Origin of the sequence: Corynebacterium tuberculostearicum, from assembly GCF_046097255.1 — a bacterium.
Lineage (GTDB): Bacteria > Actinomycetota > Actinomycetes > Mycobacteriales > Mycobacteriaceae > Corynebacterium > Corynebacterium tuberculostearicum_J.
This window is the reverse complement of the sequence record NZ_CP175770.1, coordinates 710,876-736,153: the sequence shown is the minus strand read 5'-3', so window position 1 is coordinate 736,153 and position 25,278 is coordinate 710,876. Positions and strand designations below refer to the sequence as shown.

General features: G+C 59.8%; 17 protein-coding genes, 1 tRNA gene and 2 pseudogenes. 10 read left to right on the top strand and 10 right to left on the bottom strand.

Features of this window, described 5'->3' with window-relative positions; translation table 11 throughout:
* Positions 1–9: 9 nt before the first annotated feature.
* The 4 genes and pseudogenes from ACKFRY_RS03620 to ACKFRY_RS03605 all read left to right on the top strand — a co-directional run bounded on the left by ACKFRY_RS03620 (position 10) and on the right by ACKFRY_RS03605 (position 4,580).
* A pseudogene (locus ACKFRY_RS03620) lies at positions 10–1,283 on the top strand (cation:proton antiporter).
* A 57-nt stretch (positions 1,284–1,340) separates the two neighbouring features.
* A complete protein-coding gene (locus tag ACKFRY_RS03615) occupies positions 1,341–1,982 on the top strand; it encodes a DUF1707 domain-containing protein (protein WP_408923216.1) in 642 nt (213 codons plus the stop codon).
* Between the two features lie 55 nt (positions 1,983–2,037).
* Positions 2,038–3,267, top strand: coding sequence for a pyridoxal phosphate-dependent aminotransferase (locus tag ACKFRY_RS03610; RefSeq protein WP_049361322.1), 1,230 nt, complete (start codon positions 2,038–2,040; stop codon positions 3,265–3,267).
* 149 nt (positions 3,268–3,416) lie between these two features.
* The gene (locus ACKFRY_RS03605; protein ID WP_408923215.1) at positions 3,417–4,580 is read left to right on the top strand and encodes a YibE/F family protein; all 1,164 of its coding nucleotides are present in this window, start codon (positions 3,417–3,419) and stop codon (positions 4,578–4,580) included.
* Positions 4,581–4,651: 71 nt separating this feature from the next.
* Here the strand turns inward: ACKFRY_RS03605 and ACKFRY_RS03600 are convergent, their stop codons facing one another.
* Together ACKFRY_RS03600 and dcd are read right to left on the bottom strand one after the other, a co-directional pair.
* Positions 4,652–5,974: a UDP-glucose dehydrogenase family protein gene (locus tag ACKFRY_RS03600; protein WP_408923214.1), complete on the bottom strand. Its 1,323-nt coding sequence runs from the start codon at positions 5,972–5,974 to the stop codon at positions 4,652–4,654.
* Between the two features lie 42 nt (positions 5,975–6,016).
* On the bottom strand, positions 6,017–6,580 hold the full coding sequence (gene dcd, locus ACKFRY_RS03595; protein ID WP_239282919.1) for a dCTP deaminase: 564 nt from the start codon (positions 6,578–6,580) through the stop codon (positions 6,017–6,019).
* Positions 6,581–6,645: 65 nt separating this feature from the next.
* On the opposite strand from dcd, the gene ACKFRY_RS03590 reads away from it, so the two are divergent.
* The 3 genes from ACKFRY_RS03590 to ACKFRY_RS03580 all read left to right on the top strand — a co-directional run bounded on the left by ACKFRY_RS03590 (position 6,646) and on the right by ACKFRY_RS03580 (position 7,994).
* Positions 6,646–6,719: transfer RNA gene (locus tag ACKFRY_RS03590), tRNA-Gly, on the top strand.
* Positions 6,720–6,766: 47 nt separating this feature from the next.
* Positions 6,767–6,955, top strand: coding sequence for a hypothetical protein (locus ACKFRY_RS03585; RefSeq protein WP_005325457.1), 189 nt, complete (start codon positions 6,767–6,769; stop codon positions 6,953–6,955).
* 109 nt (positions 6,956–7,064) lie between these two features.
* On the top strand, positions 7,065–7,994 hold the full coding sequence (locus ACKFRY_RS03580; RefSeq protein WP_005325456.1) for a class C sortase: 930 nt from the start codon (positions 7,065–7,067) through the stop codon (positions 7,992–7,994).
* Positions 7,995–8,078: 84 nt separating this feature from the next.
* Here the strand turns inward: ACKFRY_RS03580 and ACKFRY_RS03575 are convergent, their stop codons facing one another.
* The 7 genes and pseudogenes from ACKFRY_RS03575 to ACKFRY_RS03545 all read right to left on the bottom strand — a co-directional run bounded on the left by ACKFRY_RS03575 (position 8,079) and on the right by ACKFRY_RS03545 (position 20,338).
* The gene (locus ACKFRY_RS03575) at positions 8,079–11,594 is read right to left on the bottom strand and encodes a DUF6923 family protein (RefSeq protein ID WP_408923213.1); all 3,516 of its coding nucleotides are present in this window, start codon (positions 11,592–11,594) and stop codon (positions 8,079–8,081) included.
* Complete coding sequence (locus ACKFRY_RS03570) at positions 11,594–12,445, bottom strand: SpaA isopeptide-forming pilin-related protein (RefSeq protein ID WP_083312490.1); 852 nt, start codon at positions 12,443–12,445, stop codon at positions 11,594–11,596. Before ACKFRY_RS03570 ends, ACKFRY_RS03575 begins: the two co-directional genes overlap by 1 nt.
* Positions 12,446–12,449: 4 nt before the next feature.
* Positions 12,450–13,358, bottom strand: coding sequence for a class C sortase (locus tag ACKFRY_RS03565; RefSeq protein WP_049378962.1), 909 nt, complete (start codon positions 13,356–13,358; stop codon positions 12,450–12,452).
* A gap of 193 nt (positions 13,359–13,551) precedes the next feature.
* Positions 13,552–15,033, bottom strand: coding sequence for a SpaH/EbpB family LPXTG-anchored major pilin (locus tag ACKFRY_RS03560; protein WP_408923212.1), 1,482 nt, complete (start codon positions 15,031–15,033; stop codon positions 13,552–13,554).
* A gap of 639 nt (positions 15,034–15,672) precedes the next feature.
* Positions 15,673–17,454: pseudogene (locus tag ACKFRY_RS03555) on the bottom strand (ABC transporter ATP-binding protein).
* Between the two features lie 3 nt (positions 17,455–17,457).
* Entirely contained in the window at positions 17,458–19,143 is a 1,686-nt protein-coding gene (locus ACKFRY_RS03550; protein WP_408923211.1) for a VanW family protein, read from the bottom strand.
* A gap of 34 nt (positions 19,144–19,177) precedes the next feature.
* A complete protein-coding gene (locus ACKFRY_RS03545) occupies positions 19,178–20,338 on the bottom strand; it encodes a glycoside hydrolase family 3 N-terminal domain-containing protein (protein ID WP_408923210.1) in 1,161 nt (386 codons plus the stop codon).
* 58 nt (positions 20,339–20,396) lie between these two features.
* On the opposite strand from ACKFRY_RS03545, the gene ACKFRY_RS03540 reads away from it, so the two are divergent.
* From ACKFRY_RS03540 to ACKFRY_RS03530, 3 genes are read left to right on the top strand one after another with little or no spacing between them, the layout of a single operon-like run.
* Positions 20,397–20,903: a universal stress protein gene (locus tag ACKFRY_RS03540; RefSeq protein ID WP_049359996.1), complete on the top strand. Its 507-nt coding sequence runs from the start codon at positions 20,397–20,399 to the stop codon at positions 20,901–20,903.
* A gap of 22 nt (positions 20,904–20,925) precedes the next feature.
* A complete protein-coding gene (locus tag ACKFRY_RS03535) occupies positions 20,926–21,123 on the top strand; it encodes a DUF2613 domain-containing protein (RefSeq protein WP_005325448.1) in 198 nt (65 codons plus the stop codon).
* A 2-nt stretch (positions 21,124–21,125) separates the two neighbouring features.
* Positions 21,126–24,194 (top strand): alpha-(1->3)-arabinofuranosyltransferase family protein, encoded by a 3,069-nt coding sequence (locus ACKFRY_RS03530; protein WP_408923209.1) that lies wholly within the window; start codon positions 21,126–21,128, stop codon positions 24,192–24,194.
* On the opposite strand, the gene ACKFRY_RS03525 is transcribed toward ACKFRY_RS03530, so the two are convergent.
* Positions 24,115–25,275 carry an acyltransferase family protein gene (locus ACKFRY_RS03525; RefSeq protein WP_408923208.1) on the bottom strand — a complete coding sequence of 387 codons (1,161 nt, stop codon included), beginning with the start codon at positions 25,273–25,275 and terminating at the stop codon, positions 24,115–24,117. The genes ACKFRY_RS03530 and ACKFRY_RS03525 overlap by 80 nt on opposite strands.
* Positions 25,276–25,278 lie beyond the last annotated feature (3 nt).

The window sequence follows — 25,278 nt, the reverse complement described above, 5'->3', positions numbered from 1 at the left end:
CTGTAGTCCATGCATTTTAATGCGGGACTCCCCACCGATGCCCTGCTGCTGGCGGCAGGCGCGACCGAAAATACAAATTCCCTCGTCTCTTTCGCCTGGATTATGGCCGCGGCTCTACTCGCGCCGCTGGTCTCTTATATGTTGGGCTACCGCCTGCCGTCGGTGGCCCTTTTGCTGATTTTCGGCATGATTATTGGCCCTTCCGTCCTCGACCTCGCGGCCGAGGATGAAGGCATCGAAATGCTCAAGGAGCTCGGCGTGGGCGCGCTGTTCCTCCTCGCGGGCTTTGAGATTCAAATCTCTACCCTAAAACCAAAGAAGCCGGGACGGCACTATCTACCTGGATCATCTGTGCCCTCGCCTGTGGCGTGGGCGCCTACTTCTTGGTGGATAACGTGCCCGGTGCCATCGTCGTTGCCTTGGCGCTGACATCAACGGCGCTGGGCACGCTCACGCCGATGCTGAAACAGGACCGCATTCTGGGCACCAAAGTGGGCAACTCCGTGATGATTCACGGTGCTATTGGCGAGGTCGCCCCCATTACCGCCATGGCGCTGTTGCTGGGTACTCGTTCCACGCTGACGACGATGATCATTTTGTTATTCTTCATCATCATCGCCGTTGCCGTCGCCGTCATGCCGGCGGCTATCGCATCAGCGATCCCTTGGGTGAAGACCGCTTTTATCTCTGGTGCGGGCTCAACCAACCAAACGATTCTGCGTCTAATCATCCTTATTCTGGCCATTCTTATGGCCGTTACCGCAGTCTTTGAACTCGATATTGTGCTCGGTGCCTTTGCTGCCGGCATCATCTTGAACCGCATTATCCCGGATGAATTCCACCGCCGCCTAGAGCACCGGCTCGATGTGGTGTTTTATTCGATGCTTATTCCAGTCTTCTTTGTGGTCTCTGGCATGAGCATTAGCTGGGATACCATCGCTCATAATCCGTGGAAGGTACTGGGCATTCCAGCTCTCATCTTGGTGACCCGTGGCCTGCCCGTCTTCTTGCGCGAAAATGTTGGGCATACCGGATCTGATATTGAAACCTTCCGCGAGCGCCTCCAAGTAAGTTTGTATTCCGCCACCGGTCTGCCAATCATCGTGGCGGTAACGTCCCTGGCGGTCAATTCCGGGATCATGGAGGCCGAGAATGCCTCGATCTTCGTCTCCGGTGGAGCGCTTACCGTCGCCATCTTCCCCTTCTTGGCCAGCCTGGTGGGCGGAAACCAGCAAGAAAAGAAGGACGAGAAGACCCCTGACGCTGAATCCAAGGACCTATAGGCTGCGTTCGCTGAGAGCACGTCCCTGGAAGGGAAGAATTTTCCTAAACTGGAAAACGTGAGTAATAACTTTGGTTCTTCCCCTATCAATCGGACCATGCGCCTGTCCGATTCCGAGCGCAACGATGCCATCAATGACCTCGCCCGCGCCGTGGGTGAAGGCCGGTTAACCATGGAGGAGTTCGAGGACCGCTCGGACGACGTCATGCGCGCTAGCACCCACCAAGACCTCGTGCCTGTCTTTCAAGACATTCCGGCGCGTGGTTCCCACGAGGTCAAGGTCTATTCCCGCGGTGAGGTCACACGCGCCCATAATGCAGGCAAGAAACCAAAGTTAGCGACCGCACTTTCCGGCTCGATGCTGCTTGCCGTTGCCAGCCCAACGCTTATCGTGATGAGCGCGACCTTGAGCAACCCATGGCTTTTACTCGGTGGAGCGGCAGCAGCCGCGCTCATCCCGATCCTGTGGATTCTGCTCTACGTTGCCAAGGTGGGCCCATCCTCGTGGCACGCCCCATCTGTACGCCAGATTGAGAAAGAACAATTGCGCGAGATTCGCGCGCTCACGGCGCATGAGCGCGCACAGCAAAAAATGATCGAAGAAAAGATGTGGGCCGATCGCCGCATGCAAGCCGGCGAAATTACCGGACAGGCTATGGATCTGGCCAAGCGCAAGTTCAACGAGTGGAATAAAAAATAGTCATCGCTGCTGTTAAAGCGTTTTGTGTGGCTGTGAATCGTGGCACAATATTTCCATGACTTCTCCGAAACACCGCATCTTTGACCAGTCCGACAAACTCAAGGGCGTCGCGTATGACATCCGTGGCGAGGTCTCTGCGGAAGCGGAACGCATGGAGCTCGATGGGCACACCATCTTAAAACTCAACACCGGTAACCCGGCCGTCTTTGGCTTCGAGGCTCCCGATGTCATCATGCGCGATATGATCGCTGCCCTGCCTACTTCCCAGGGCTATTCCACCTCCAAGGGAATCATTCCTGCTCGTCGGTCCATTGTTACCCGCTACGAGCTGGAGGACTTCCCGCCCTTCGATATCAACGATGTCTTCTTGGGCAATGGCGTCTCCGAGCTCATCAGCATGACCACCCAGGCGCTGCTTAATAATGGCGATGAGGTTCTCATCCCAGCGCCGGATTATCCGCTGTGGACCGCAGCTACGTCCCTGGCAGGCGGCACCCCGGTGCACTACTTATGCGATGAGGAGGATGACTGGAATCCATCCATCGAGAACATCGAGTCCAAGATTACGGATAAAACCAAGGCCATCGTGGTCATTAACCCGAATAACCCAACGGGTGCGGTCTACTCGCGCGAAGTTTTGCAGAAGATTGTCAACATCGCCCGCGAGCATAACCTGCTCATCTTGGCTGATGAGATCTATGACCGCATTCTTTATGACGGCGCGCAGCACATCTCCATCGCTTCGCTGGCCCCTGACCTGCTCACCATCACGTTCAATGGCTTATCCAAGGCCTATCGCGTGTGCGGCTACCGCGCTGGTTGGATGGTGCTCACCGGCCCTAAGCACCACGCCCGTGGCTTCATCGAGGGACTGGAGCTCCTAGCCGGAACGCGCCTGTGCCCAAACGTCCCAGCACAGCATGCTATCCAGGTGGCGCTAGGCGGCCGGCAGTCCATCTACGAGCTCACCGGTACCGGCGGGCGCCTGTTGCGCCAGCGCAATATCGCCTACGAGAAGCTCAATGAGATTCCGGGCGTTTCTGCGGTAAAGCCCATGGGCTCGCTTTACCTCTTCCCGCGCCTGGATCCGAACGTGTATGAAATCCATGATGATGCCAAACTCATGCTGGATATTTTGAAGGCGGAAAAGATCCTCATGGTGCAGGGAACCGGCTTCAACTGGCCGAACCCGGATCACTTCCGCGTAGTCACGCTGCCGTGGGCATCCCAGATCGAAAACGCCATCGAGCGCCTTGGCAACTTCCTGGTGAGCTATAAGCAGTAGCTTTCTCCCCCACCAGTTGCTAATGATATTGATATTCCATAACAATATAGTGCATGGGAAGACATTCTGCGGCACCTAAGCCTCAGCCGACCCCTAGTTCATGGAGTCGGCTCTCTACTTCGATAACTCAGCATCCATGGCGATTAACTTTGCTCGGCGTGCTCGTCACAGCGCTTATTGCCACCATTGCGGGCATGGCAGTGCTGTGGCCTCAGAGTCCAGCCTCCGAGCACACCTCCACCGATTTTCGGCAAACCTATGCCCTCAACCACCCACAGGTCGAGGGCACGGTCGATACGACAGACCACTCGGCTTGCCAATCGGAACTTACTGGGCAGGCCTTCGATACACCGCCACTTATTCCTGGGACTGAGGAAGTGCAGTGCGACCGTGCCCTGGTCAACATCACCTCCGGCGAGGACGAAGGACGCATGACCCAATTGGTCACCTACGGCAATGCCGGCGATCCGCAGCTTAAACCGGGCGACAAAATTGTTCTTTCCAAAGCAGATGACCCTTCCGGCGCTGCGTCCTATGCTTTTGCTGATTATCAGCGCACCAGAAGCCTAGCTCTGTGGGCAGTTATCGTGGCCGTCGTCATTATCGCTTTTGCGGCCTGGCATGGCGTGCGCGCCCTTATCGGCTTGACGCTCAGCCTAGGCGTGATCTTTGCGTTCCTCGTCCCCGCTCTTATCGACGCCCATAACCCCCTCTGGTCCGCCCTTGTTGCCTGTTCCGCCATCATTCTGTTCGCCGTACCTCTCGTCCACGGCCTGAATTGGAAATCGGCATCGGCGGTGGGCGGCTCCCTTATCGCTCTCATTCTTGCAGCAGCGTTAGCGTGGGCCGCTATCGATAGTTCGCAGCTACAAGGCTATAGTTCCGAGGACAACCTGAAGCTACTTCTTTATATGCCCAACGTGTCCATCGTGGGCGTGCTCTTATGCGGTTTTGTGGTCGGTGCCTTGGGCAGCCTTGCCGACGCCGCCGTGGCTCAAGCATCCACCATTACCGAACTCCACGGAGCGGACCCTGATGCTCGCCCTTCACAGCTTTTCCTCTCCGCAATGAAGGTGGGCCGCGACCATATTGCCTCAATGGTTTATACGCTAATTCTGACCTATACCGGTGCGACCTTGCCACTGCTCATGTTGATCACCGCAGCGGAGCGCCCCGCAGGCCAGATTTTAAGCAGCGATCTCGTCGCAACGGAGCTGCTGCGTTCCGGAGTAGGTGCGATGGCATTGACCCTCGCGGTTCCCATCACTACAGCCATTGCAGCTTTCACAGTGCCACAGCGCGCACAAGCTTAGGGCCCTTATGCAGAAGGCTGAGCAGCGCAATAATCACGCTGCTCAGCCTTTGTATCTCAGATGTAGCGGACCTAGAGGGTGCGCCCCAAGGCCTCGACCTTCCAGCCCGCCTGTTGCCAGTCTGCAACAGGCAGCACATTGCGGCCATCGATAATGTGCTTATTGTCCACGAGCTGGCCCGCTTGCTGCGGATCCAATTCCTTGAACTGCTTCCACTCGGTTGCCAGAATAACTAGCTCAGCCTCACGCAGGGCATCGTCAGTGTCCGCGGCGTAATCCAAGGTGGGGAATACCTTCTTCGCGTTGTCCATGCCTTCTGGGTCATAGACGGTTACTGCCGCGCCAGCCAGCGACAGGGAACCGGCAACGGCAAGGGCAGGCGAATCGCGCACGTCATCGGAATTCGGCTTAAACGCACAGCCCAATACGGTCACGCGGTGGCCAAGCAGGGAGCCATTGAAGGCTTCCTTGGCAAGGTCCACCACGCGGTCACGGCGGCGCATATTGATAGCATCCACCTCACGCAGGAAGGTCAGCGCCTGGTCGGCGCCAAGCTCGCCAGCACGGGCCATGAAGGCGCGGATGTCCTTGGGCAGGCAACCACCACCAAAGCCGAGGCCAGCGCCCAGGAACTTGCGGCCGATGCGCTCGTCGAGCCCAATGGCGTCGGCAAGAGCGGTAACGTCCGCGCCTGCAATCTCGCAGATTTCGGAGACAGCGTTGATAAAGGAAATCTTGGTGGCCAGGAACGCATTAGCGGAGACCTTGACTAGCTCGGCGGTCTGCCAATCCGTCACGATGAATGGGGTGTCCTGCGATAGCGGCTGAGCATAAACCTCGCGCGCTACCTCTTCGGCACGGCTTTCGCCCTCGCGCACACCGAGAACGATGCGGTCTGGGGTGATGGTGTCCTTGACGGCATAGCCCTCACGCAGGAACTCCGGGTTCCACGCGATTTCCACGGTGGTGCCTTCTGGGGCAAGCTCATTGGCCAGCTCCTGGAGCTCCGCCGCCGTTCCCACCGGAACAGTGGACTTACCAAAGATGATGTGATCACCCTTGAGCTTGGGCACCAGATCCGTGATCACGGCCTTCACGTAGGTCATATCGGCTGCATAGGAACCGCGGCGTTGCGGGGTGCCTACGCCCAAAAAGTGCAGGTTGCCGAACACGGCTGCTTCTTCATAGTCCGTGCTGAAGTCGAGGCGGCCGGCCTCGATATTGCGCTCGAGAACCTCCGGCAGGCCCGGTTCAAAGAACGGAACCTTGCCCGATCTAAGAGCGGAAATTTTATTGTCATCTACGTCCACGCCTAGTACTTCATGGCCGAGCTCGGCCATGCAGGCAGCATGGGTTGCACCCAAGTATCCGGTGCCGATTACAGTCATACGCATAAAGCCCCATATTAGAGGCTCTATGTGAATGCCGGTTTAAGCCTATCGAAAATTCAGGTAAGACTTCGATGGCGTCGGGCCGCGCTGCCCCTGGTACTTCGAGCCCAGCGAGCCGGTGCCATATGGGCTTTCCGCTGGTGAAGTCATCTTGAAGATTGCCAGCTGACCCACCTTCATGCCCGGCCACAGGGCGATAGGCAGGTTGGCGGTATTAGAAAGCTCGAGCGTGATGTGGCCGGAAAAACCTGGGTCAATAAAGCCCGCGGTGGAGTGGGTCAACAATCCCAGGCGGCCAAGGGAAGACTTGCCCTCCAATCGACCGGCCAAGTCTGCCGGCAGTGTGAATTTTTCCAGCGTGGCGCCGAGCACGAACTCGCCTGGGTGCAGGATGAAGGACTGATCTTCTTCTACCTCCACCAAGGTGGTGAGATCCGGCATTTCCTCTTTGGGGTCAATATGCGTGTACCGCGAGTTATTGAAGACCCGGAAATACTTATCTAGGCGCACATCTACGGACGAGGGCTGGATGAGCTCGCCGTCGAAGGGTTCGATGCCCAATTCTTCGGCGTCAATGGCGGCACGGATATCACGATCTGAAAGAAGCACGGCCCCAATTCTACTCATGCCGAAGGCCGCGGTGTATAGTAGGCCGGAGCGTGCAAGCGCGCAGTGCCGACGTAGTTTAATGGTAGAACTGCAGCTTCCCAAGCTGCTGGCGCGGGTTCGATTCCCGTCGTCGGCTCCACTTGTTTTCCCATTTCATGGACTAATTTCATACCTACAGGATGGACCATGACAGCCCCTATCTTCACGCCTAAAACCACAGCGGATCTTCGCGCTGAGCGTGAGCATGTACTTCAAGATCTTGCGCCCCGCACAATCGATGAGCTCCACGAACAGCGCGCGGTTGATCAAATCTTGGTCATCGACGAGGCAACTCTGAATCGGTATGAAGCCCTGTGCTTTGTTATCGGCGACTAGACAGACACGTTTTCTCTCAGAGCTACATCGTCCCTAGCCTGAGATTCAAAAACTACCCCCACGCCAATACCAGGACGCACCGCAACAGACCCCACACAGGAAGGACACAATGGGCAAGCAGGAACCAGCGGAAAACACCGACGCAGCCAAGAAAAAAGGCACCAACCACAACGCCATCATCGCGTTGATCCTGATTCTCGTCGGCCTCGGTGTCTTGCTCTACCCCGTCGTGGCCACGCAGTGGAACAACCACACCCAATCCCGCGCCGCGGAGGAATACGCCAAGCTGGAAAAGCAAGCCCCGCCTGAGGTACTGCACACCGCGTGGGACGAGGCGCAGTCTTACAACGCGCAGCTGGGCCAAATCAGTGTGGAAGACGCTTGGACCACCACCGATAACGAAGACTCCCCCGAGTACCAGCGCTACCGCCAATACCTGTCTGTGCTGTCGGAGACCGATGCCATGGGCCGCATTGTTATCCCCTCTATCGATTCCGATCTGCCCATTTATCATGGCACCTCAGAAAAAGCACTCTCCCGCGGCGCTGGCCACCTCTACGGCACGGACCTACCTGTCGGCGGCGTCGGTGGTGGAGAGGGCCGGCACGCAGCACTTTCCGCTCACACTGGCCTACAAAATGCCACGCTGTGGGACAACCTCACCAAGGTCAAGAAGGGCGATGCTTTCTACATCGCCGCCGGCGGCGAGAAGCTCAAGTACGAGGTGCACGATATTCGGGTCGTCGAGCCTGCGGACACCAGCTCGCTCCACCGTGAGCCAGGCCAGGACCTCGTTACGCTCATTACCTGCACCCCCTACGGTGTAAATACCCACCGCTTGCTCGTCACCGGCCACCGAGTGCCAATGGATCCGGAAGACGAGGCCGCATTCAACAGCTCTGGTATTCACTGGCAGTGGTGGATGTGGGCCATTCTGGCTGCCGCTGCCATCATCGTGCTTCTTCTCATCTACTGGTGGCGCAAATATGTGGGCAACGGCAAGGGCGCCGCGCTTGACGACGACCCGCAGGACTCCTAACCGACAATGAGCATGCAATAAGGCCCGCCCTTCCCTGGTTATTGGAAAAGCGGGCCTTTTCTAAAGTTGCCGCAAGCGGTGGTTCTATGCCCAGCGGCGTCGCAAAGCGAGGCACCCTGCCGCGACAATCGCGCCACCAGCGAGCGCCCACAGGCCTACGCCCTCACCACCGGTCTTGGGCAGTGCACCCTTGGTGATGTCAGCGACCTGAAGGACGCCGATTTTCTTCACACAGTTGGCAGAGGTGTCAGATTCAGCGCACCTATTACTGGTGATCGCGGTCCCCCCGGAGAGCACCTTGATGACTGCATTGCCATTCTGATCCCACTCCGTCGAGAACTTGATCGGCGCGGGCAGCAGATTATAGCCGTTCGGTGCCTTGGTCTCGATGAGGTAATAAACGCCAGGGGCGTCCAAGCCTTCGAGCTTGACGCGGCCTGTGGTGGTGGTCGTGGACTGCTTCACCACGGGGTTAGCATCAGCGTTGACGCTGCCATCCGCGTTTAGCTTCAGGTTGCCGTTAGCATCACCGCGGTGGACGGTGAACTGCGCGCCGCCAAGCAACCCGTCGGTTTGGATCTCGTCCGGGTTGTCCGGATTATAGCTCGCCTTTTCGAGCAGGACGTCCATAGTTTCCTTGGTCTCCAGCGGGATACAGTCAGTATCCTTCCAGCCGCCTATTTCTGCCTCGTTCATGAGTCCAAAGTTGGGCTCGTGCAGGCCATCCTTGGTGTAGCAGCGGGTGTTTCCTGCAGGTTGGCTCGGGTACCCGGCGGGTACAGAGGTGCTGTCCAGCTTTGAACGATCCAGCTTGAAACGCACCGTCACCTCGTAGACATGCTGCCCTGTACTTCCGCCAACACCCTTGGATTTAGGTTTAATGATCTTCGGAGTGTCATTCTTGTTGAGTTCGTACGGACCGGCGCCCAGGTACGACTGCGGCTGGCTGGTCCTGTTGAACTCATCCTTGAAGACCACAGTGGCTCCAGTCACCGTGGCAGCACCAACGAACTTCGGGGTGTCCGTGAGCTTGCCGTAGATCACGTCGTTGGTGTCGAAGCCAGGTGCGTCCGGTGCCTCAACTACGACGTTGTACTTCGCAGTGTATTCATTCACTGCACCAAGAACAGGTTGCGGTGTGTTGTCGACAGCAACCTTATTCAAGCAGGCTTCAGTAGCAACGTTGTCATCTTCAGCCGGGCTCGACTCCCCGTCCGTGGCCTGGAAGGCCACCTTGTTGGGACTACACACCGTCTTGAGGTTGCCGTTCTCATCTTTTCGCACCGGCGCAGAGACGACATACTCTACCTTCGCGTGTCCGGGAAGGGTACCCACGTAACCCTTCATGTACCCCACCTCACCACTTGTGGCTGACGGCACGTCCATCCCGGCGTAAATGCCGCTCTCAGGTTTGATCTCATTGGGCCCCGGACCACGGCCGTTGACCACGGTAGATCCCGGACCAAAGCCCTCAAACTTTGCCGTGGGGTCGGTAGCGTTCACACCATAGTGAGTATCCGTTGGTAGGTATTCCCAGAATGTGCCGCCCGAACTGGTGTTATCCGTGGTGTTTTCCACGGAGATGGTCCAGAAAGTACGCACCTCGCCGTTTACCACCTTGGTCTCCGAGCGTTGCTTCTTCACCGCAATGTTTGATTGCAGCCCTGGCGGTGGCGGAACTAGGTCGGAGGCCGCGTCCGTGTTAAATGAAGCAGGCAGGTTGTTCATTATGTTGACCAGCTCGAACTTCGGGCTATCATCATCTGGGTTGGTGATCTTTAGCTCAAAGCCCAGCTGATTCGCATTCGCACTACCCGAGCCAAAGCCCAGGTTTCCATTGGAGTAGGTCCACGCCTTGCCCCAAGAAGCAGAGGGGTTCGAGATCGTGCGCCCATCCAAGGTCTTGATGCCGGTGAGATCCCAGGTCCTGATGTCGCCGGTCTGTGTGTCAATGCGTTCAAGGATAAGCTTGTCGCCTGCCTGAGCCTTACTCTGGAAACCCCACATATACTTCTGGGCTTGCGGGAGCACCGCCCAGTCCTCCGAGTAGGACTTCTGGCTTCCTAGCACGCGTTGAGCCGTGACTTTGTCGACGTCGACCTTATAAAGGTGACGGCTACCAGAAGTGGACGTGTTGGCCACAAAGAATCCCTCGCTGGTGTACACGCCAGCGTTGAGGACATCCCGGTCGCCGCTCGTTTCAAACGGGGTACCGGTACTTCCGGCCTTTAAAATAGGCCCAAGATTATATACTTCACCGGTTGCCGGATTGATCTGCAGGAGATTTCCTGCAGGGTAGCAGGGATCACCATTTTGACCGCGAATCTGGCTTACCGCATAAAGCCAGTTATCACTCGAATCAAAGGCTAGAGCATTGTATACCCAGGGAGTGGACTCTCCCACCTGGCGAAAGTCTCGGCCTTGATTTACTTGCCGGCTCAGGATAGAAGTGTCTCGGCGAAGATCCTTAGGTTCACTGGTCACAACGTAGACAGGGCTACCGTCGGCAAATTCAGCTGGGGTGAGCTCGCGCTTTGGCTTTCTGCTTGTAACCAAATCCGAATCTTGGCACTTCTCTTTCGCAGGAACAGTGAAAGAAGCGGTAAACTCTGTGTCGGCTGGCCCGCGGTGAACACCCTTAAACTGAATCTGTGCGGTGCCACCAATAGTAATCTGCGGCAGGGTGACCTGGTATTCCCTAGCGTTAATCCTTCTGTAGGTCACCCTCGTCTCATACCAACCTCCGTTGGCACCGGTGTAATAGATCGTCAGGTCATCAGGGTTAGTCGATAAATAACTGTTAACGCTGGATTTGAGGGTAACCACCGTGCCTTGCGGAATGGACAGCTGGCCGCCAAAAAGCTCACCGGACGGAATCTTAAAGTTCGGGATATAGCGGCTTCCCTTAAGCACGTAACCATCGTTTTTCATCGTGATGGTTCGGTCGCCTGCAGCGTACGGGGTAATGTTCGGTGCTGCCATCAGGCGAGCTGGAGCCTCGTCAACGTCAGCAATTTCCAGCGGCTCAGTCACTTCCGAAGGAGCTTCTGGGGTTTCGCTGGATTCCGTTGAAGACGTGCTGGGCGTCTCCTCGGCTACTCCCCGCACATCGACGGACATCCCACTAAGTTCGGAATCCTCTACGACCGCTGGGGTCTTCAATGAGAAAGCTGCTCCTGCTGGCACGTCAGTAGAAAGGCCAGTGATTCGGAAAGTCACTGAAGAGCTGGTTGATTTTACAACGAGGTTGTCTCCTTCGCGGACGGGGATCACTTCGCCGTCGATAGTCAGTGTGTAGGCCGAGCCGTCGAACTCCAGTCCTGCAGTCTCAACAGTGAATTCCAACTCCTCCACGGTTCCGGCGTCAACAAAGTGGCCTTCAAATGTTGCGGAGTCGCCAACAGTCAGGCTCAGTTGGTCTGCGGAATCGAGCTTGGTGCGCAGGGTTGTGGTTTGTGCTTCGGCTACGGCACCAACGATTCCGGGCAGAGCAGCCGGTGCAGCAACACCAACAACGAGAGCCAGTGCAGCAATGAACGCCGCAAGAGCACGCCAGCGGTACACAACCGGCTCGACCGGATGAGAATCTGTCCAGGACATTAGCGTCCCTCGCTTTCTGAATTCTTCCTACGGCTAAAGGCAATCATCACGAAACCAGTGGCAATCAATGCCAACGCTGCGGCTACTACACCGATTACCTGTGCACCGGTCATCGCCAATGAGCCACCATTGCCCGACGACGTTACTGGGGTTGAGGTCTTACCGGCACTTGGAGTACCCGGCGGCGTTGTCTCGGGTTGGTGAGGTGGCTTCCCTGGTTTAGTCGGTGGATAGTTCGGAGGTGTTTGCGGGGTATCCGGGCGTGACGGCGGAGCGCTCGGAGCAGATGACGACGTGGGTGGCGTCGGCGTTTCACCCGGTTTGTGGGTCTTAGCCACGATTACTCCTGGTACTGGTTTCGGGTTATCTACCACCGTGTGGAATGGAACCGCCACCACAAACGGGTTTATCTCTCGGTAGGAATCATCCGGCGCTGTAGACGTCACCACATAGAAGCCATGAGCTAGACCATCAAACGTCACCTCGCCATTGGCATTGGTGACCAGATCCACGTGCACATCGGTGCGCCAATCACGAACCTCGTCGAGATTCGCGTTCCGTACGCGGGCTGCGTCGTCAGCGTTGGTCGGGTCCAAGCCGGCAAGCCGGTCCAGATGAATTGTGACACCTTGGATTTTTCCCGAGGGCGGCTGGCCATCGTCGTTGGGATTGCCTTGTGTCAGCCGGATTGTCACTGTATCCGTAGCCGAAGTGCGTTCCGCACCAGTGGACTGCTGCCCGGCAACCTGCACCGCTTCTGCAGCAACGACGCCCGGCCCTGCGAACGCAACCGCACACGCTACTCCGACGGCAACCACTCGGGCCGACCATGCATTTGTCAACCTCTTCATCGCCTTACTCCCGCACGCTACTTTCCTTATTAATAACTTCTTGCACCCCGGTAGCCGCCTTCTGGCGACGCAGCCACCACACCAGCCAACACCCAATGACAATCACCGCAGCCAACAGCGCGTACATCCACCATTGCCAGCCCGGACCATGGGAGTTTTCAAACACCGACTCCTCCCCAGGCTCCATAGGAACCTGATGGCCACGCACCAGCAAGCGATGCGTGTTGATCCCGTACGGGGTGCACGTAATCAGTGTGACGTAATCCTGATCAGCGACTGGCCGTAGGCCATCTACCTCGCTCGGCAGCACAACTTGAATGTCGTCTACGACGTACTTCAATTTGTGGCCAGCAACCTGGATATAGAACACATCTCCCTCGGTGGCAGAGTCGAGGTGATCAAACATCGTCGAATTTGCCAGACCCGTATGCCCCGTAATGACGGAATGGGTTCCTGATCCACCGACCGGCAGGTCAGAACCATACAAATGCCCCAAACCACGCTGCAGTGTCTTATCTGCGGTGCCATGAAACACCGGAAGATCAACGTCTACTGCTGGGAACACGAGGCGGGCCATCGCTTCGGTCTCACCCAACTGCTTCAAATAAGCCTCATAGTCGGGATTGTCTACCCCGATACGGTTCAGCCACGGATCCAAGATCGGACCCGACGTATGTTCTTCGTTGTATGCATGTGCAGCATCCCACACCGAATCCTGCACCTGCGCCGGTGTCTCTTTATCCAGTCGCGCATATTCCTGCGCCACTCTTGAGGCGTTCCAATTGTTCCATGCGGTCGAGACCACTGGGTACAGCATCACCAACAACCCAACGACAACGATTACCGCCGGAAGGACTAGGCCTCCACGGCGCCTGTGCCGTCGGCCTGCATTTTGGCCTACCACCGTAGTCAACGACCCGCACCACCCAAAACAATGCCCCACGCGCTAGCGCAGCGCGACCGGGATTACAACGAAAGAGAATGAAGGGGACTGAAGTCTATACCTAGCCCAGTCCCCTCACTGGTTCGAGCACCATATTTTGATTACCCGACCCGCAGCGCAGACCATCATGGACAGTCTGCGCCACCGGAACTACGCCCGGCTATTAGTTGCGCGCGGTACGACGAGCGAACCAAGCACCAGCAGCAACAATTGCTGCGCCAATAGCAGCCAGGATGCCCACACCGGCACCACCAGTATTCGGCAGGTTCGGGGTATCCTGCTTGACGTTGTCAACGTTAGCAACCAGAGTCACCGCGTCGTCACCTTCTCCGGTAGCTGCGATGTCCTTGCGGGTGAAGTTGATCTCCACCGGCTTGTCCAGCTTGGCGTAGCCAGCAGGAGCCTTGGTCTCCTTCAGACAGAACTTCTTGCTTGCCGGAACAACCTCCTTGCCATCCTCGAAGTCGGTGACGTGCAGGCCATCGATGGTGAAGGTACCGTCGGCGCCGGTGGTCCACTTTTTCGCGCCGTTTACCGTCAGCGGGTTCTCGAGCTTATCCTGCGCGGAGGCACATCGGTAGAGCTCGAACTCCGCGCCCTGCAGGACCTTACCGGCTTCCTTGCCGTCCTTCTTAACAACCTTGAGCTTGCCGTGGTAGGTCACGACCTCGTTGGTCTGGTTATTGACTTCCTTGCCGGTGTTCGGGTTATTGAAGATGACATCAGCCTGGTTCTTCAGCTCAGTGGTGTCGCCAACCGCCTTGCGCTTAACCTCGAAGGTCAGGGACATCTTGGCACCGGACTTGACCTTGGCAAGGCCCTGCTCGGTAAGGGTTACGACAAGCTTGTTGCCGTTGGCCTTCGGGTCATTGACCGTGTAGTCACCCGCAGTGAGAACCGTATCGCCAGCCTTTACTTCAGTGACCTTCTGGAAGTCCAGGCGCTGATCCAGCCGATCCTCGAAGCGGAAAGCAGTCAGGTTCTTGCCTGCTCCCCAAGTCGGAGCATCCGCATTGATGGTGTAGGAGTACGCGTCCTGGATGTTCTTATCTGCATCCTTGACAGTCTTCTCGGTCTTGGTCTCCGTGTTCTTTGGGTATGCGATGACGTCGTAGTTCCAGGCATCGGAAGCCTCGTTGACCATCGGGACCGACACGATGAACGGAGCACCAGCAACGATGCCGGCCGGAGCGTTAGTTTCCTCTACCAAGTAGATACCCAATGGCAGATCAGTGAAAGCTGCCTTGCCATCAGTGCCGGTGGTTGCTTCCTTGGTTTCCGCAGTCTTCTTGTCGTCCTTGACGTCAGCAGCGGTCTTCGGGAACGTCGCCCAATCACCGTTCTGCAGATCGTAATCGAGCTTGGTGATCTTGTAGGTCACACCAGGCAGAGCCTCACCCGGGACGCCCGTCATTTCCTTACCAGTGGCCCGATTATCGGTCTCGGCGCCCTTCTTCTTGTGGAGGGTGATCGAGCCCTTTTTGTTGAAATTGATGTTTGCCTTGTTCACGGCGCCCTGCTCAGCAGCAGGCTGTGCATCGACAGCACCGTCTTCCGCCAGGGCCCCCGGAGCGGAGATACCCATAGAGAGGCCAACGACGGCAGCGAAAGTAACCGAACGAGCGGTACGAGAGATCTTGTTCACGAAAACTGGTCCTTTACACGAGTTCCGAAATGAGGCACCGCGCCTCATTGGCTGTGTGCAATCCATTCCCCACGGTTCACGCACCATGACCTGACTCGTTGCTAAGAATCTTTCGCCTGCCGAGAGTAGTTTTCAGGTGGAAACGTCTACGCAGGCCCCAACCTTAACTAACGATAGCCTGTGGATTACATAACTAGATTCTACCCCAGCGTGTTGGGCAAAGTCCCCGACTAAAGCTCCTCCCCCGCAAAACCGGCTAAACTTCTCAAGAATCCGCACGGTCCACCCAAACGTGAAGACTCCTTCTGCAGTTCAACTAATGCTTTCGAGACGTCATCTAGTTTTGTGTGAAACTGAACACATTGCCCCTTTAAGGGGGTAAGCCTGCTCGATTTTACACCCGTTACATAGAATGCAAGCTTCACGCAGGAGAGTAGCTTCCCAGAGAGCACCTTCCAACGACGACGAAACGAACCATATATGCTGCCAATACCACCAGGTAGAACATCCCCTTTGATGACCCATAAAAGGAAGCGTCACCAAGAGCGCTCAAGGTACCCTGAACTCATTTAGATTCTCAGCCTTCAACAGCCCACGTACCAAAGAGTTAATAGCGTTAAGATTCCTGACAAAAGCTCTCTACGTACTCTGAGCCTCGTCGACAGCACGAAGAAGCGCCGCATAGGCACCGCCGCACGCAAGCAGCTCGGCGTGGGTGCCGCGCTCGACCACGCGGCCAGCGTCGAGGACGATGATCTGGTCGGCATCGCGGATAGTGGACAGGCGGTGGGCGATGACCAAGCGGGTAGCATCCGCGCCAAGCACTGCCTCCTGGATGGCGCGCTCCGTCTCGTTGTCGAGGGCGGAGGTGGCCTCATCCAAGATGAGCACCCGTGGTTGGCGCAGCAACGTGCGGGCAAGCGAAAGGCGCTGCTGCTCACCGCCGGAGAAGCGGTAGCCGCGCGAGCCCACCACTGTGTCCAGACCTTCCGGCAGCGCGGCGATGACCTCGTCCACGCGCGCGGCGTTAAGCGCCGCCCACATCTGTTCCTCACTCGCATTCGGCTGCGCGAAGAGGAGGTTCTCCCGCACCGTGCCGTGAATCAGGTAGGTCTCCTGGGAGACCACGCCAATGACCTCCGCGCGCTGCTCAGGTGGAATATCGCGCAGGTCGACCCCGCCCAGGTGCACGGTGCCTTCGGTCGGATCGGCAAGGCGCGCAAAAAGTGCGGCCACCGTGGACTTGCCGGACCCGGTATGCCCCACTAGCGCGGTGGTGGTGTGGGCGGGGATGGAAAGGGAGACGTCGGAAAGCGCGTCGGTGTCGGTGCCGGGGTAGCGGTAGGAGACGTGCTGGAGGGTGAGGGAGGCGTCGGCAAGCTGGGCGGGCTGGGTGGCCTCGGTGAGTTCGGGCTCCAGGTCCAGGTACTCGAAGATGCGGCTAAACAGCGCCATCGACGCCACCCACTGCGCGCCCACGTTGAGCAGGCCGGTAATGGGACGGAAGATCTGGGTCTGCAGGGTGGAAAAGGCGATGAGCGTGCCAATCGTAATGCCCGGGCGCAAGCCGGCCGCCAGGTAAATCAGGGCCGGCATCACGCCGAAGATGATTTGCGTCAGCGCCATGCGCCAGCGCCCGGCCAACTGCGATTCCAGCTCCAAACGGATGAGGGAGCGGGAGGTTTTCTCAAAGCCGTCATAGACGCGCTCCTGCGCACCCAGCGTGGCCGCCAGGCGCATGCCGGACACGGACAGGTTCTCCGAAATGGTCTGCTGCAGCGTCGCCTGCGCGCGGCTGTTTTTCTCCATGAGGCTGCGGCGCAGAACGGCGGCGCGGCGGGTCAGCCACACTGCAGGCGGCAGTACCACCAGGGACAAAAGCGAGAGGGTAGGCGAAAGCGCCACCATCGCCACCAACGTAGCCACAGTCATGGTGAGGTTGCTGGCCACGGATGTCGCGGTTGTGGTCACCATGCCGCGCATCGCCGCGATGTCATTGGTCAGGCGCGACTGAATCTCACCGCCGCGGTTATTGGTAAAGAACTGCAGCGACTGGCGCTGCAGGTTGGCAAAGACCTACGTGCGCAGCTCGTGCATGATGGTGTGCCCCACCCGCGCCGACAGAAAGGACTGGATAACGCCGATGGCCTGGGAGACCACGGTGATGGCCAGCATGCCGCCGACGAGCCACAGCAGCAGCGCGGTGTCGTGTTCAGGAATGGCCTCATCCACGGTGCGGCGCACCAGGAAAGGCTGCACCACCGTCAGCCCGGAGGTGGCGATGATGAGTGCCACCACCAGCAACAGCGTGCCGCGGTGCGGGCGAAACAGGCCGGCGACGCGGCGGAAGGCAACCGGGTGCTGGGCCAGCTGATCGATGTCCGCCGGGTCCTTCACCGCGGTGTGCATCGGCCGGGTCATGGCTTAACCGCAGGTAACGATGGGCTGCGGGTCGTAGACCGTGGTGGTGGTCTCCCGGGAGATCTCCTTGCCGGAGAGGTCCTTGATCACGCGGGTATCCGAGGTGGTGAAGCCCGGCGCGCCAGACGACGGCGAGCAATCCTCGCTCACCGACTTGCGCTGCGGCTCCGTCTTGGCCCAGCGGCCGTTGTTCACAGACTCAACGTCGACCGTCTTCGTGCCCTTTAGGCGCACGGTAATCTTGCCGCCACCAAAGTCGGTCTCGATGCGGACCGGGGTATTGAAGGTATTAGTGAACTGCAGGTCGATGGCGCCCTCGTACACGGTGGCCTCGCGGCCGGCGGGGTAGCGGGAAATGTAGTACGAGTGCGGGGTGTGGGCAGTATCTTCCATGCCTGCAAAGTAGGCAGCGTTGTACAAGGTGGTGGCGAACTGGGAAATGCCGCCGCCCACGGCGGAGCCGGAGTGGCCATCAATAATGATGCCGGACTCAACGTAGCCTTGCGCCGTGCCGCGCGGGCCGGTGTGGCCGTTGAGGGAGAAGGTCTCGCCCGGGTTGACCACGGCGCCGTTGACCTGTTGGGCCACCAGCTCGATATTCTTGCCGGAGGCAGCGGAGTAGCCCTCGGTGGTGAACTCGCCCACGGTGTCGTTGAAGGTCGCCTTCTTAGCATCGTCGGTGGTGAACTCTGCCGGGTCCGGCTTGTAAGTAGCATCCCACTCGCGGTCATCGCCGGTCACGCGCTTGTCAAAGTCCTTCATGGTCGGCTCCCAGTCGATGATCTCGCCATCTTCCGACGGGGTGACCTGCTTATCGTTGCCGTTGAAGGAAATCTTGGCATTTACGCCCGGGACATCGGCGCCCTCGGAGCGCTCGGCCAGCAGCTCTTGCGCGCGGTTGGTATCCACGGCGAGCTTAAGCTTGCCGTCTTTCTTTTCAATGCTGGTGAACTGGGAGATTTCCGGCTTATTCAAGGTAGCGCTGACATTATTCTTGGCCTTCAGGGTAATGGGATTATCCAGCGCCTTGGCGGCATCGCCGGTGCGCATGGCCTCGATAGCTTCATCATTGATGGCCGGTTCTACTTCTTCTGGGTCCACATTTACGCCCTCGGAATCGAGCCAATTATCCGTAACCGCATTGTGCAGGGCGCCGGCATCCACGGTTTGGCCGAGCTTGGGGTCGGTGACCTTGAGCTCACCATTGTTGAGCTCCAGCATGCCATCGACTGGATCGGTGGAGAGATCCTTCTTCACGCGGTCCAGGGCCGGTTGCAGCTGGGCCTCATCCACGTTGGTCTCTACCGGAATATCCCGGGTGGAGCGGAAGAAGCTATACAGGCGGGTAAAAGGATTGAGGGAAGGCTCCTCAATATTGTCCACGGCGCGCTGGTTATCCAGGGCGAGGCCCGACTCGGAGGGAACGAAATCGGTGTGCAGGTCGCCGGAGGTGACGCTCACGGGCTCGGTTTCTACGCCCGCAAGCTCATCTTCGAGCTTCTCCACGGCGGCGGTGCGATCCATGGCGGAGATATCCACGCCGTTGACGGAAACGGCGCGCGGAATCTTGTCCTGGTTGGCCGCGACATCCCAGGCATAAGCAATGCCCGCGATCAGGACAAGGCCGACCAATACGCCGAGCGCGATGAGCCAGCCTTTAGCACCGTTTTTTCCTTCTGCCTTTTTCACGCCTTAAAGGTTAACGGTTTTAGTGGCATTTTTCCTAGTCCTGTGCGGGCTCGGGTGCAGCGCCGGCCGGGGGAGCGCTGACATGGCGGGCTGCGTCCTCAAGGCGTTCGAGTGGCAGGCGGCCCTGGTCGACGGCGCCAACAACGGCGTCTATCACCGCATTAATGTCGCCTTCGGTGGACCACAGGGGCATGTCGGCTCCGGCATTGAGGGAGGTCACGACGGCGTCGGCAAGCGGGAGCGAATCCGAAATCGCCTTCATGCCACCGATGTCATCGGTATAGATGGGCCCGTCGTACTGCAGGGTCTCGCGGGCCAGGCCATAGGCCTCGGGCAGGATTGAGGCAGGCGTCTGACCATCACCCAGGCCGGGCACGGCGAGGTGTCCCATCATGAGCGCGGCATTGGGCGCTTGGGGAAGGGCAGTCTTAAAAGGAATGAACTCGTGGCCTTCTAGTTCTTCTAGCGGCGGGGTAACGGCCTCGGCCAGGTGGGTATCGCCAGAAGCGCGGCCGTGGCCTGGGAAATGCTTGAACACGGCCTTGACCCCGGCGGAATCCAGCCCGCGGGCAAAGGCCGCGCCATACTCGCCTGCTTGGACCGGATCGGTGGAAAAGGATCGATCGCCCACCACCTCTAGGCCATTGCCGTCGACGTCGAGTACCGGTGCAAAGTCCACGTTGATGCCATGCGCCTTCAGGCTCGTGCCAATCTCGTGCGCAAGCTGCTCCACCTCTTGTGGGGAACGCTCGGCTGCCATCTGTTGCGGCGCGGGATATTCGCTCAGGATCTCCGAGAAACGTTGCACGCGCCCGCCCTCAAAATCGATGGAGACCTCAAAGTCGCGGCCCACCTCCTGGCGCAGGGCATTAATATCGCGGCCCTCTTCCTGCAGCAGGTTTGGATCCGCCCAGCTAGGGATAAAGATTCCGCCCACACCGGCCTCCAGCTTGGCCTTAGCGTCGTCGTAGTTGGTGACCGGCGGCATCAGCACCGAGGCAGCCATGGCGCGGATGTCCTGCTGCGGGGCCTCTTCCTGCGACGTCTCTTCGTGCGTCTCGTGCGTCGCGGCAGCTGAGCTCGACGCGGCCGCGGTGGTGGAGTCCTGGCTCTCATTGTCCTCCTGGGTGGAGGTAGAGCAGGCGCCCAAGGCCGTCACGAGGGCGAGGCTGGCAAGGATGCGCGGAGTTTTCATGCCTTCCAGTGTGCAATATTCCTCGCGTTCTGTCGCAAGCGGTGGGTAGACTAGTGACATGAGTAACGGCGAGACAATGCTAATTGCCTACGATGGCACCGAACGAGCCGGCCGCGCCCTCGAGTACGCGGCCCAGCTGCTGCGGCCCACCACGGTAGAAATCCTCACCGCCTGGGAGCCGGTAGCCCGGCAAACCGCCCGCGCCGTCAGCCGCACCGGAATGCACCAGTCCACCGTCTCCCCGGATGGCGTCGAAGAGGATCCGGCCTATGAAGAGGCGCTAAAGATTTGCCGCCAGGGCATCGAGCTGGCCGAAAGCCTGGGCTTGGCCGGCCGCGCCCACTTGGTGGAATCCGCCACCACTATTTCCTCCGCCATCATTGATGCAGCACACGAGCTGGACGTGGATGTCATCGTGACCGGCACCCGCGCCCTGACAGGTTTCCGCGCCTGGTGGACCAACTCCACCGCCGATCAGATTGTGCGCAATGCCGGCCTTCCCGTCTTTATCGTGCCGCAGGAAAACGAGGATGACGCGGACGATGATGAGGCAGAATACTTCTAAATAGCTGCTAGTATCTTTAGCCATGGCTCTGGAAACCGATTCTTTGAACAAGCGCACCCTTGGCCCTGCCATCGGTAGCGCTGTTGTGGGCATCGCGCTCGGCGTCATCACCATCATCGGCATCGCACAATTCTCCGGCACCGATACCGTGCCGGAAGGCAATGCGGTTTCTGCTTCCGATGCGGTTTTGGGCGGCCCTGAGTACGGATCCCGCAACTAGGTGTGCGTACCCTCCGCGGGCGGCTTGCCCGCCCCTACCCGCTGGGGATCCTTGCCCTAGCGCTCATCCTCCTCGTGCAGCCGTGGGGGTTAACGGCCGCCGATACCAAGCATGATCTGGCGGCCGATCCGCTGCACTTTCTCCGCGGGGCGCTCAGCGCCTATACGGATACCTTTACCCTGGGGCAGCTACAGAATCAGGCCTATGGCTACCTCTTTCCCCAGGGACCATTCTTCGTTTTAACCCAGCCCCTGCCCGATTGGGTGGCCCAGCGCCTCTGGTGGCTACTGGTCTTAAGCGTCGGCTTCATCGGCTTCCATAAGCTCGCCTGCAAGGTGGGCCTGCGCGGAAGGTGGGTCTGGGTGGCGGCGATGCTCTACGCGCTCTCGCCGCGCACGCTTTCTACGCTGACCGCCATTTCTTCTGAGACCTGGCCGGTCATGCTCGCGCCGTGGGTTATCCTGCCCTTCCTCAATGCCAAGCTCACCTGGCGCGATGCCGCCGCGGCCACCATCCCCGTGGCGCTGATGGGCGCGGTCAATGCCACCGCCACCATCGCGGCGTGTATCCCGGCCGCAGTAATCCTGCTCTACCGCCGCGCCTTCAGACCCGGCGCGGCCTGGCTCTTAGGGTGCCTGGCGGTATCGGCCTGGTGGATCGGCCCGCTCGTCGTGCTTGGGCGTTATGCCCCGCCGTTTACGGAATTCATCGAATCCGCCCGCGTGACCACGCGCTGGCTCAACCTGCCCGAGATCCTGCGCGGCACCACGAGCTGGACGCCGTTTGTTGATACCGAACGCGTGGCCGGCTATGAGCTAGCCACCGAGTCCTTCTTTGTGCTGGTCACCATGGGCATCGCGGCCGTGGGTATCTACGGTCTTAGCAAGCTGCCGCGCGTGTGGTCCGTCATGCTGGTGGTGGGCATCGCGGTGCTGGGCTGCCAGGTGGCGTGGTACCTCGATGCGCTCGATGGACCGCTGGCCGCGCTGCGCAACCTGCATAAATTCGATCCGCTGGTGCACATACCACTGCTGTTAGGCGTGGCGCGCGCCTGCGCCCATCTTCCACTACCGAGGAGTTTGCGCCCCACCAAGAGGCAGACGGTGGGTGCACTGACGCTGCTCTTGTGCATCGCGGTGGTCTCCCCGGCATGGTCGCAGCGCTTGTTGCCGCTGGGGGCGTATAAGGAGGTTCCCTCCTACTGGCACGAGGCCACGGACTTTATCAATACCCATGCCGCCGATACCCGCACCCTTATCTACCCGGAAGCATCCTTTGCCCGGCAGACCTGGGGGTGGACGCGCGATGAGCCAGCCCAGCCGCTGCTCGATGTCCCCTGGGCCGTGCGCGATGCCATTCCGCTCGTGCCGCCAGAAGCCATCCGCGGGCTCGACGGCGTCATGGCCGCACTCAAGGAGGACCCAGCCACGGGCGTTCGCTCCCTGCAGCGCCTGGGCATCGGCGCGGTCATGGTGCGCCATGATCTCTTCACCGGCGAGGACGAGGCCCTGGCCAGCAAGTTTGGCGGCGAGGTCCATCGCTTCGGCGACGTCGATGTCATCCTGCTCAACCACGCCGGCATGTCCTTAGGGCCGACAGAGCCAGTGCGCGTGGCCGGCGGTGGGGAAGCCTTGGCGCTTCTCGACGCCCACTCCACCCCTACCACCCGCCAGCTCGTCGATCACGACGCCGATATCGTCACCGATACCCCGACGCTCACGGACCGCAACTACGGCACCCTCGACGGCCCCATCTCCGCGCCCCTGGCGGCGGACGACCCCAGCCACGTGAATAACCGCCTGCGCGATTATCCCTCCGCTGGGCCGCTTACCCAGGTGGAAACCCACGGCGGCTCGGTAGCAGTCTCTTCCTCGGCCGCCGATGCCACGGCCTTTGGCGGGGCCCAGCCGAAAAAGTCCGCCACGGCCGCGGTGGATGGGGAAAACTCCACCGCCTGGTGGCCCGCGCCGGGCGATGACTCCGGGTGGATTGAGCTGCGCGGCTCTTTCACCCAGCCGCGCCTCAAGCTCATAGCCACCAGCGCCACCACGGTGACCGTGCGCTCTGGCAGCGCGTCCGTAGACGTGGACTTACAGCCCTTCCGCTCGCAGGAGGTCCGCGTTCCCGGCGGCGATACCGAGTCCATCCGCGTGGAGCTATCCCACCGCACCGGCATCGCGGAATTAGGGGTGGAAGGCCAGCCGGTCGAGCGCGTGGTGACCGTCCCGGATACCTCCCCCAATGTGCACCAATTCTTCTTCCAGCGCATGCTGCAGGATACCGGCGTGCTCATCCGCGATTTCACGGCGCCGCGCCCCATGCGCGTGACGGTGGATTCCACCAAGCCCGTGCTTATCGACGCCCACCGCTACTCCCCCGGCGATTCCCTCACCCTCAGCCCTGGCACGCACCGCGTGCGCACCACGGGGCCGTGGGTGAGCCTGCGCGAGGAGGGCTGGCAACCAGCAGGCTCTTCCGAGCCCACCGGGTACTCGATTGCAGCCGCTGATGAGGATCGCCTCTTGGTCACTGGTCGCGCCTTCAATAAGGGCCTGCGCGGCTACCTAGGCGAGGAAGAGCTCACCCCGCGCGAGATCGATGCGGCCACCCAAGCTTTTGTCATTCCGGCCGGCCGCTCCGGCGACTTCCGCATGACCTTTAGCGCCCAACCGGTTTACCGCACCACCCTCCTCTTCGGCGGCGCCGTGGGCTTGCTCGCCCTCAGCCTGTGCATCCTGGCGGCCACGCGGCGCCCGTCCCAGCCCACGTGGCGCGCGCCGCGCGGCGGTGCCGCCTCGGCCATCGTGGCGCTGGCCGCGCTGGCCCTGACCGGCTGGCCGGCCGCGGTGGCGGCCGTTGCCGCTTGGTTGGTGCTGCGCTGGACCACCATCCCGCGCGCCTACCTCGCGCCCGGTGTCGTAGCGGCGGCCGGGGCGATCCTCGCACGCGCGCCGTGGACATCGGGATCCTATGCGGGCGATTCGCTCCTGCTTAGCTGCTTGTGTGCCGCGGGCGTGGCCTGTCTTTTCGCCTCCGACCGAGGAGAAAATCCCGGCCGGGACGCTCGATGAGTGTATAGCTCGCGGCCGAGACCACCACGGTGGCCACCACCGTTACGGCCAGAATCACCCAAAAGTCCAGGGGCTTCCCGCTAAACAGCGGCACCCCGGTAAGCGGAAACGCCAGTCCCAGAATGGCCACATGCCACAAGAAGATGGAATAGGACCACGCGCCCAGTGCCTGCATGAGCGGAGTGGTCAGCCAGGACTTGTCCCGCGGAGCAAGCGCTACCGGTATCACCACGGCTGCGGCGAAGGCCGCTCCCGCAATGATGCGGCGGGAAAATTCGCCCGGTCCTGGATGCACCAGCCCCTGCGGCCCGAACCACTCGCGGCTGGAAATCCACAGCACCACCGCCGCCGCGAGCCACCACGCCCAGCGCGGCCGCAGCGCGCGTTGCACGCGCCAGCTAATACCGGCTTCTTCGCATTCCGCGGCCAGCATTCCCACGGCAAACCACGAAGCATACGCCGGCGGCCAGATCTGCGAATTGACCTGATCCTTGGCGTAATCGGCCACAAAGGGAACGAAGCCCCAGGCCCAACTAACAACGGCGCCCAGCGCGATGGCCGCTACCCGCCAGCGTCGCGGCAGCGCCCCAAGAAGCCACACCAACACAGGCAGGGCAAGGTAGAAGAAGAACTCCACGCATAGCGACCACAGGTGGGTAAGCCCCGGCGCTAGCCCGTCCACCACATAGATCTGGGTAGAGGTGAGGTTGCTCAGCAGTTGGGTGAGGGTGAGCGAGTGGGCGTCGGGAAGCAGGAGCATCACCGCCACCACGCAGGCAAAATAGGCTGGCAATAGGCGGGCCACGCGCGAGCGCGCATAGCCGGATAAGGTGTGCAAGCCGCGGCGACGCCACAGCAAGAAGGCACTGAGCGCAAAGAAGACGGCGACGAAATAATCAAAGCGCCCGGCAAACCCCCACCCGGTTCCGGTCTGAAAAGACACGTGGGTGACAATGATTCCAAGGGAGGCGACCGCGCGTAGACCGTCCAGCTCCGGCAGATGCTGGGGTACGCTTTTCACAGATGCCTGCGGCTGCACGCTTGCTCCTAACCCCGGATCGACCTGAAACTGATTGGACATACT

Coding starts and splice junctions, on each gene's coding strand:
- ACKFRY_RS03570 (WP_083312490.1), bottom strand. CDS start 12,445: ATGAAGAGGTTGACAAATGCATGGTCGGCCCGAGTGGTTGCCGTCGGA.
- ACKFRY_RS03600 (WP_408923214.1), bottom strand. CDS start 5,974: ATGCGTATGACTGTAATCGGCACCGGATACTTGGGTGCAACCCATGCT.
- ACKFRY_RS03525 (WP_408923208.1), bottom strand. CDS start 25,275: ATGTCCAATCAGTTTCAGGTCGATCCGGGGTTAGGAGCAAGCGTGCAG.
- ACKFRY_RS03540 (WP_049359996.1), top strand. CDS start 20,397: ATGAGTAACGGCGAGACAATGCTAATTGCCTACGATGGCACCGAACGA.
- ACKFRY_RS03610 (WP_049361322.1), top strand. CDS start 2,038: ATGACTTCTCCGAAACACCGCATCTTTGACCAGTCCGACAAACTCAAG.
- ACKFRY_RS03535 (WP_005325448.1), top strand. CDS start 20,926: ATGGCTCTGGAAACCGATTCTTTGAACAAGCGCACCCTTGGCCCTGCC.
- ACKFRY_RS03580 (WP_005325456.1), top strand. CDS start 7,065: ATGGGCAAGCAGGAACCAGCGGAAAACACCGACGCAGCCAAGAAAAAA.
- ACKFRY_RS03575 (WP_408923213.1), bottom strand. CDS start 11,594: ATGTCCTGGACAGATTCTCATCCGGTCGAGCCGGTTGTGTACCGCTGG.
- ACKFRY_RS03585 (WP_005325457.1), top strand. CDS start 6,767: ATGACAGCCCCTATCTTCACGCCTAAAACCACAGCGGATCTTCGCGCT.
- ACKFRY_RS03545 (WP_408923210.1), bottom strand. CDS start 20,338: ATGAAAACTCCGCGCATCCTTGCCAGCCTCGCCCTCGTGACGGCCTTG.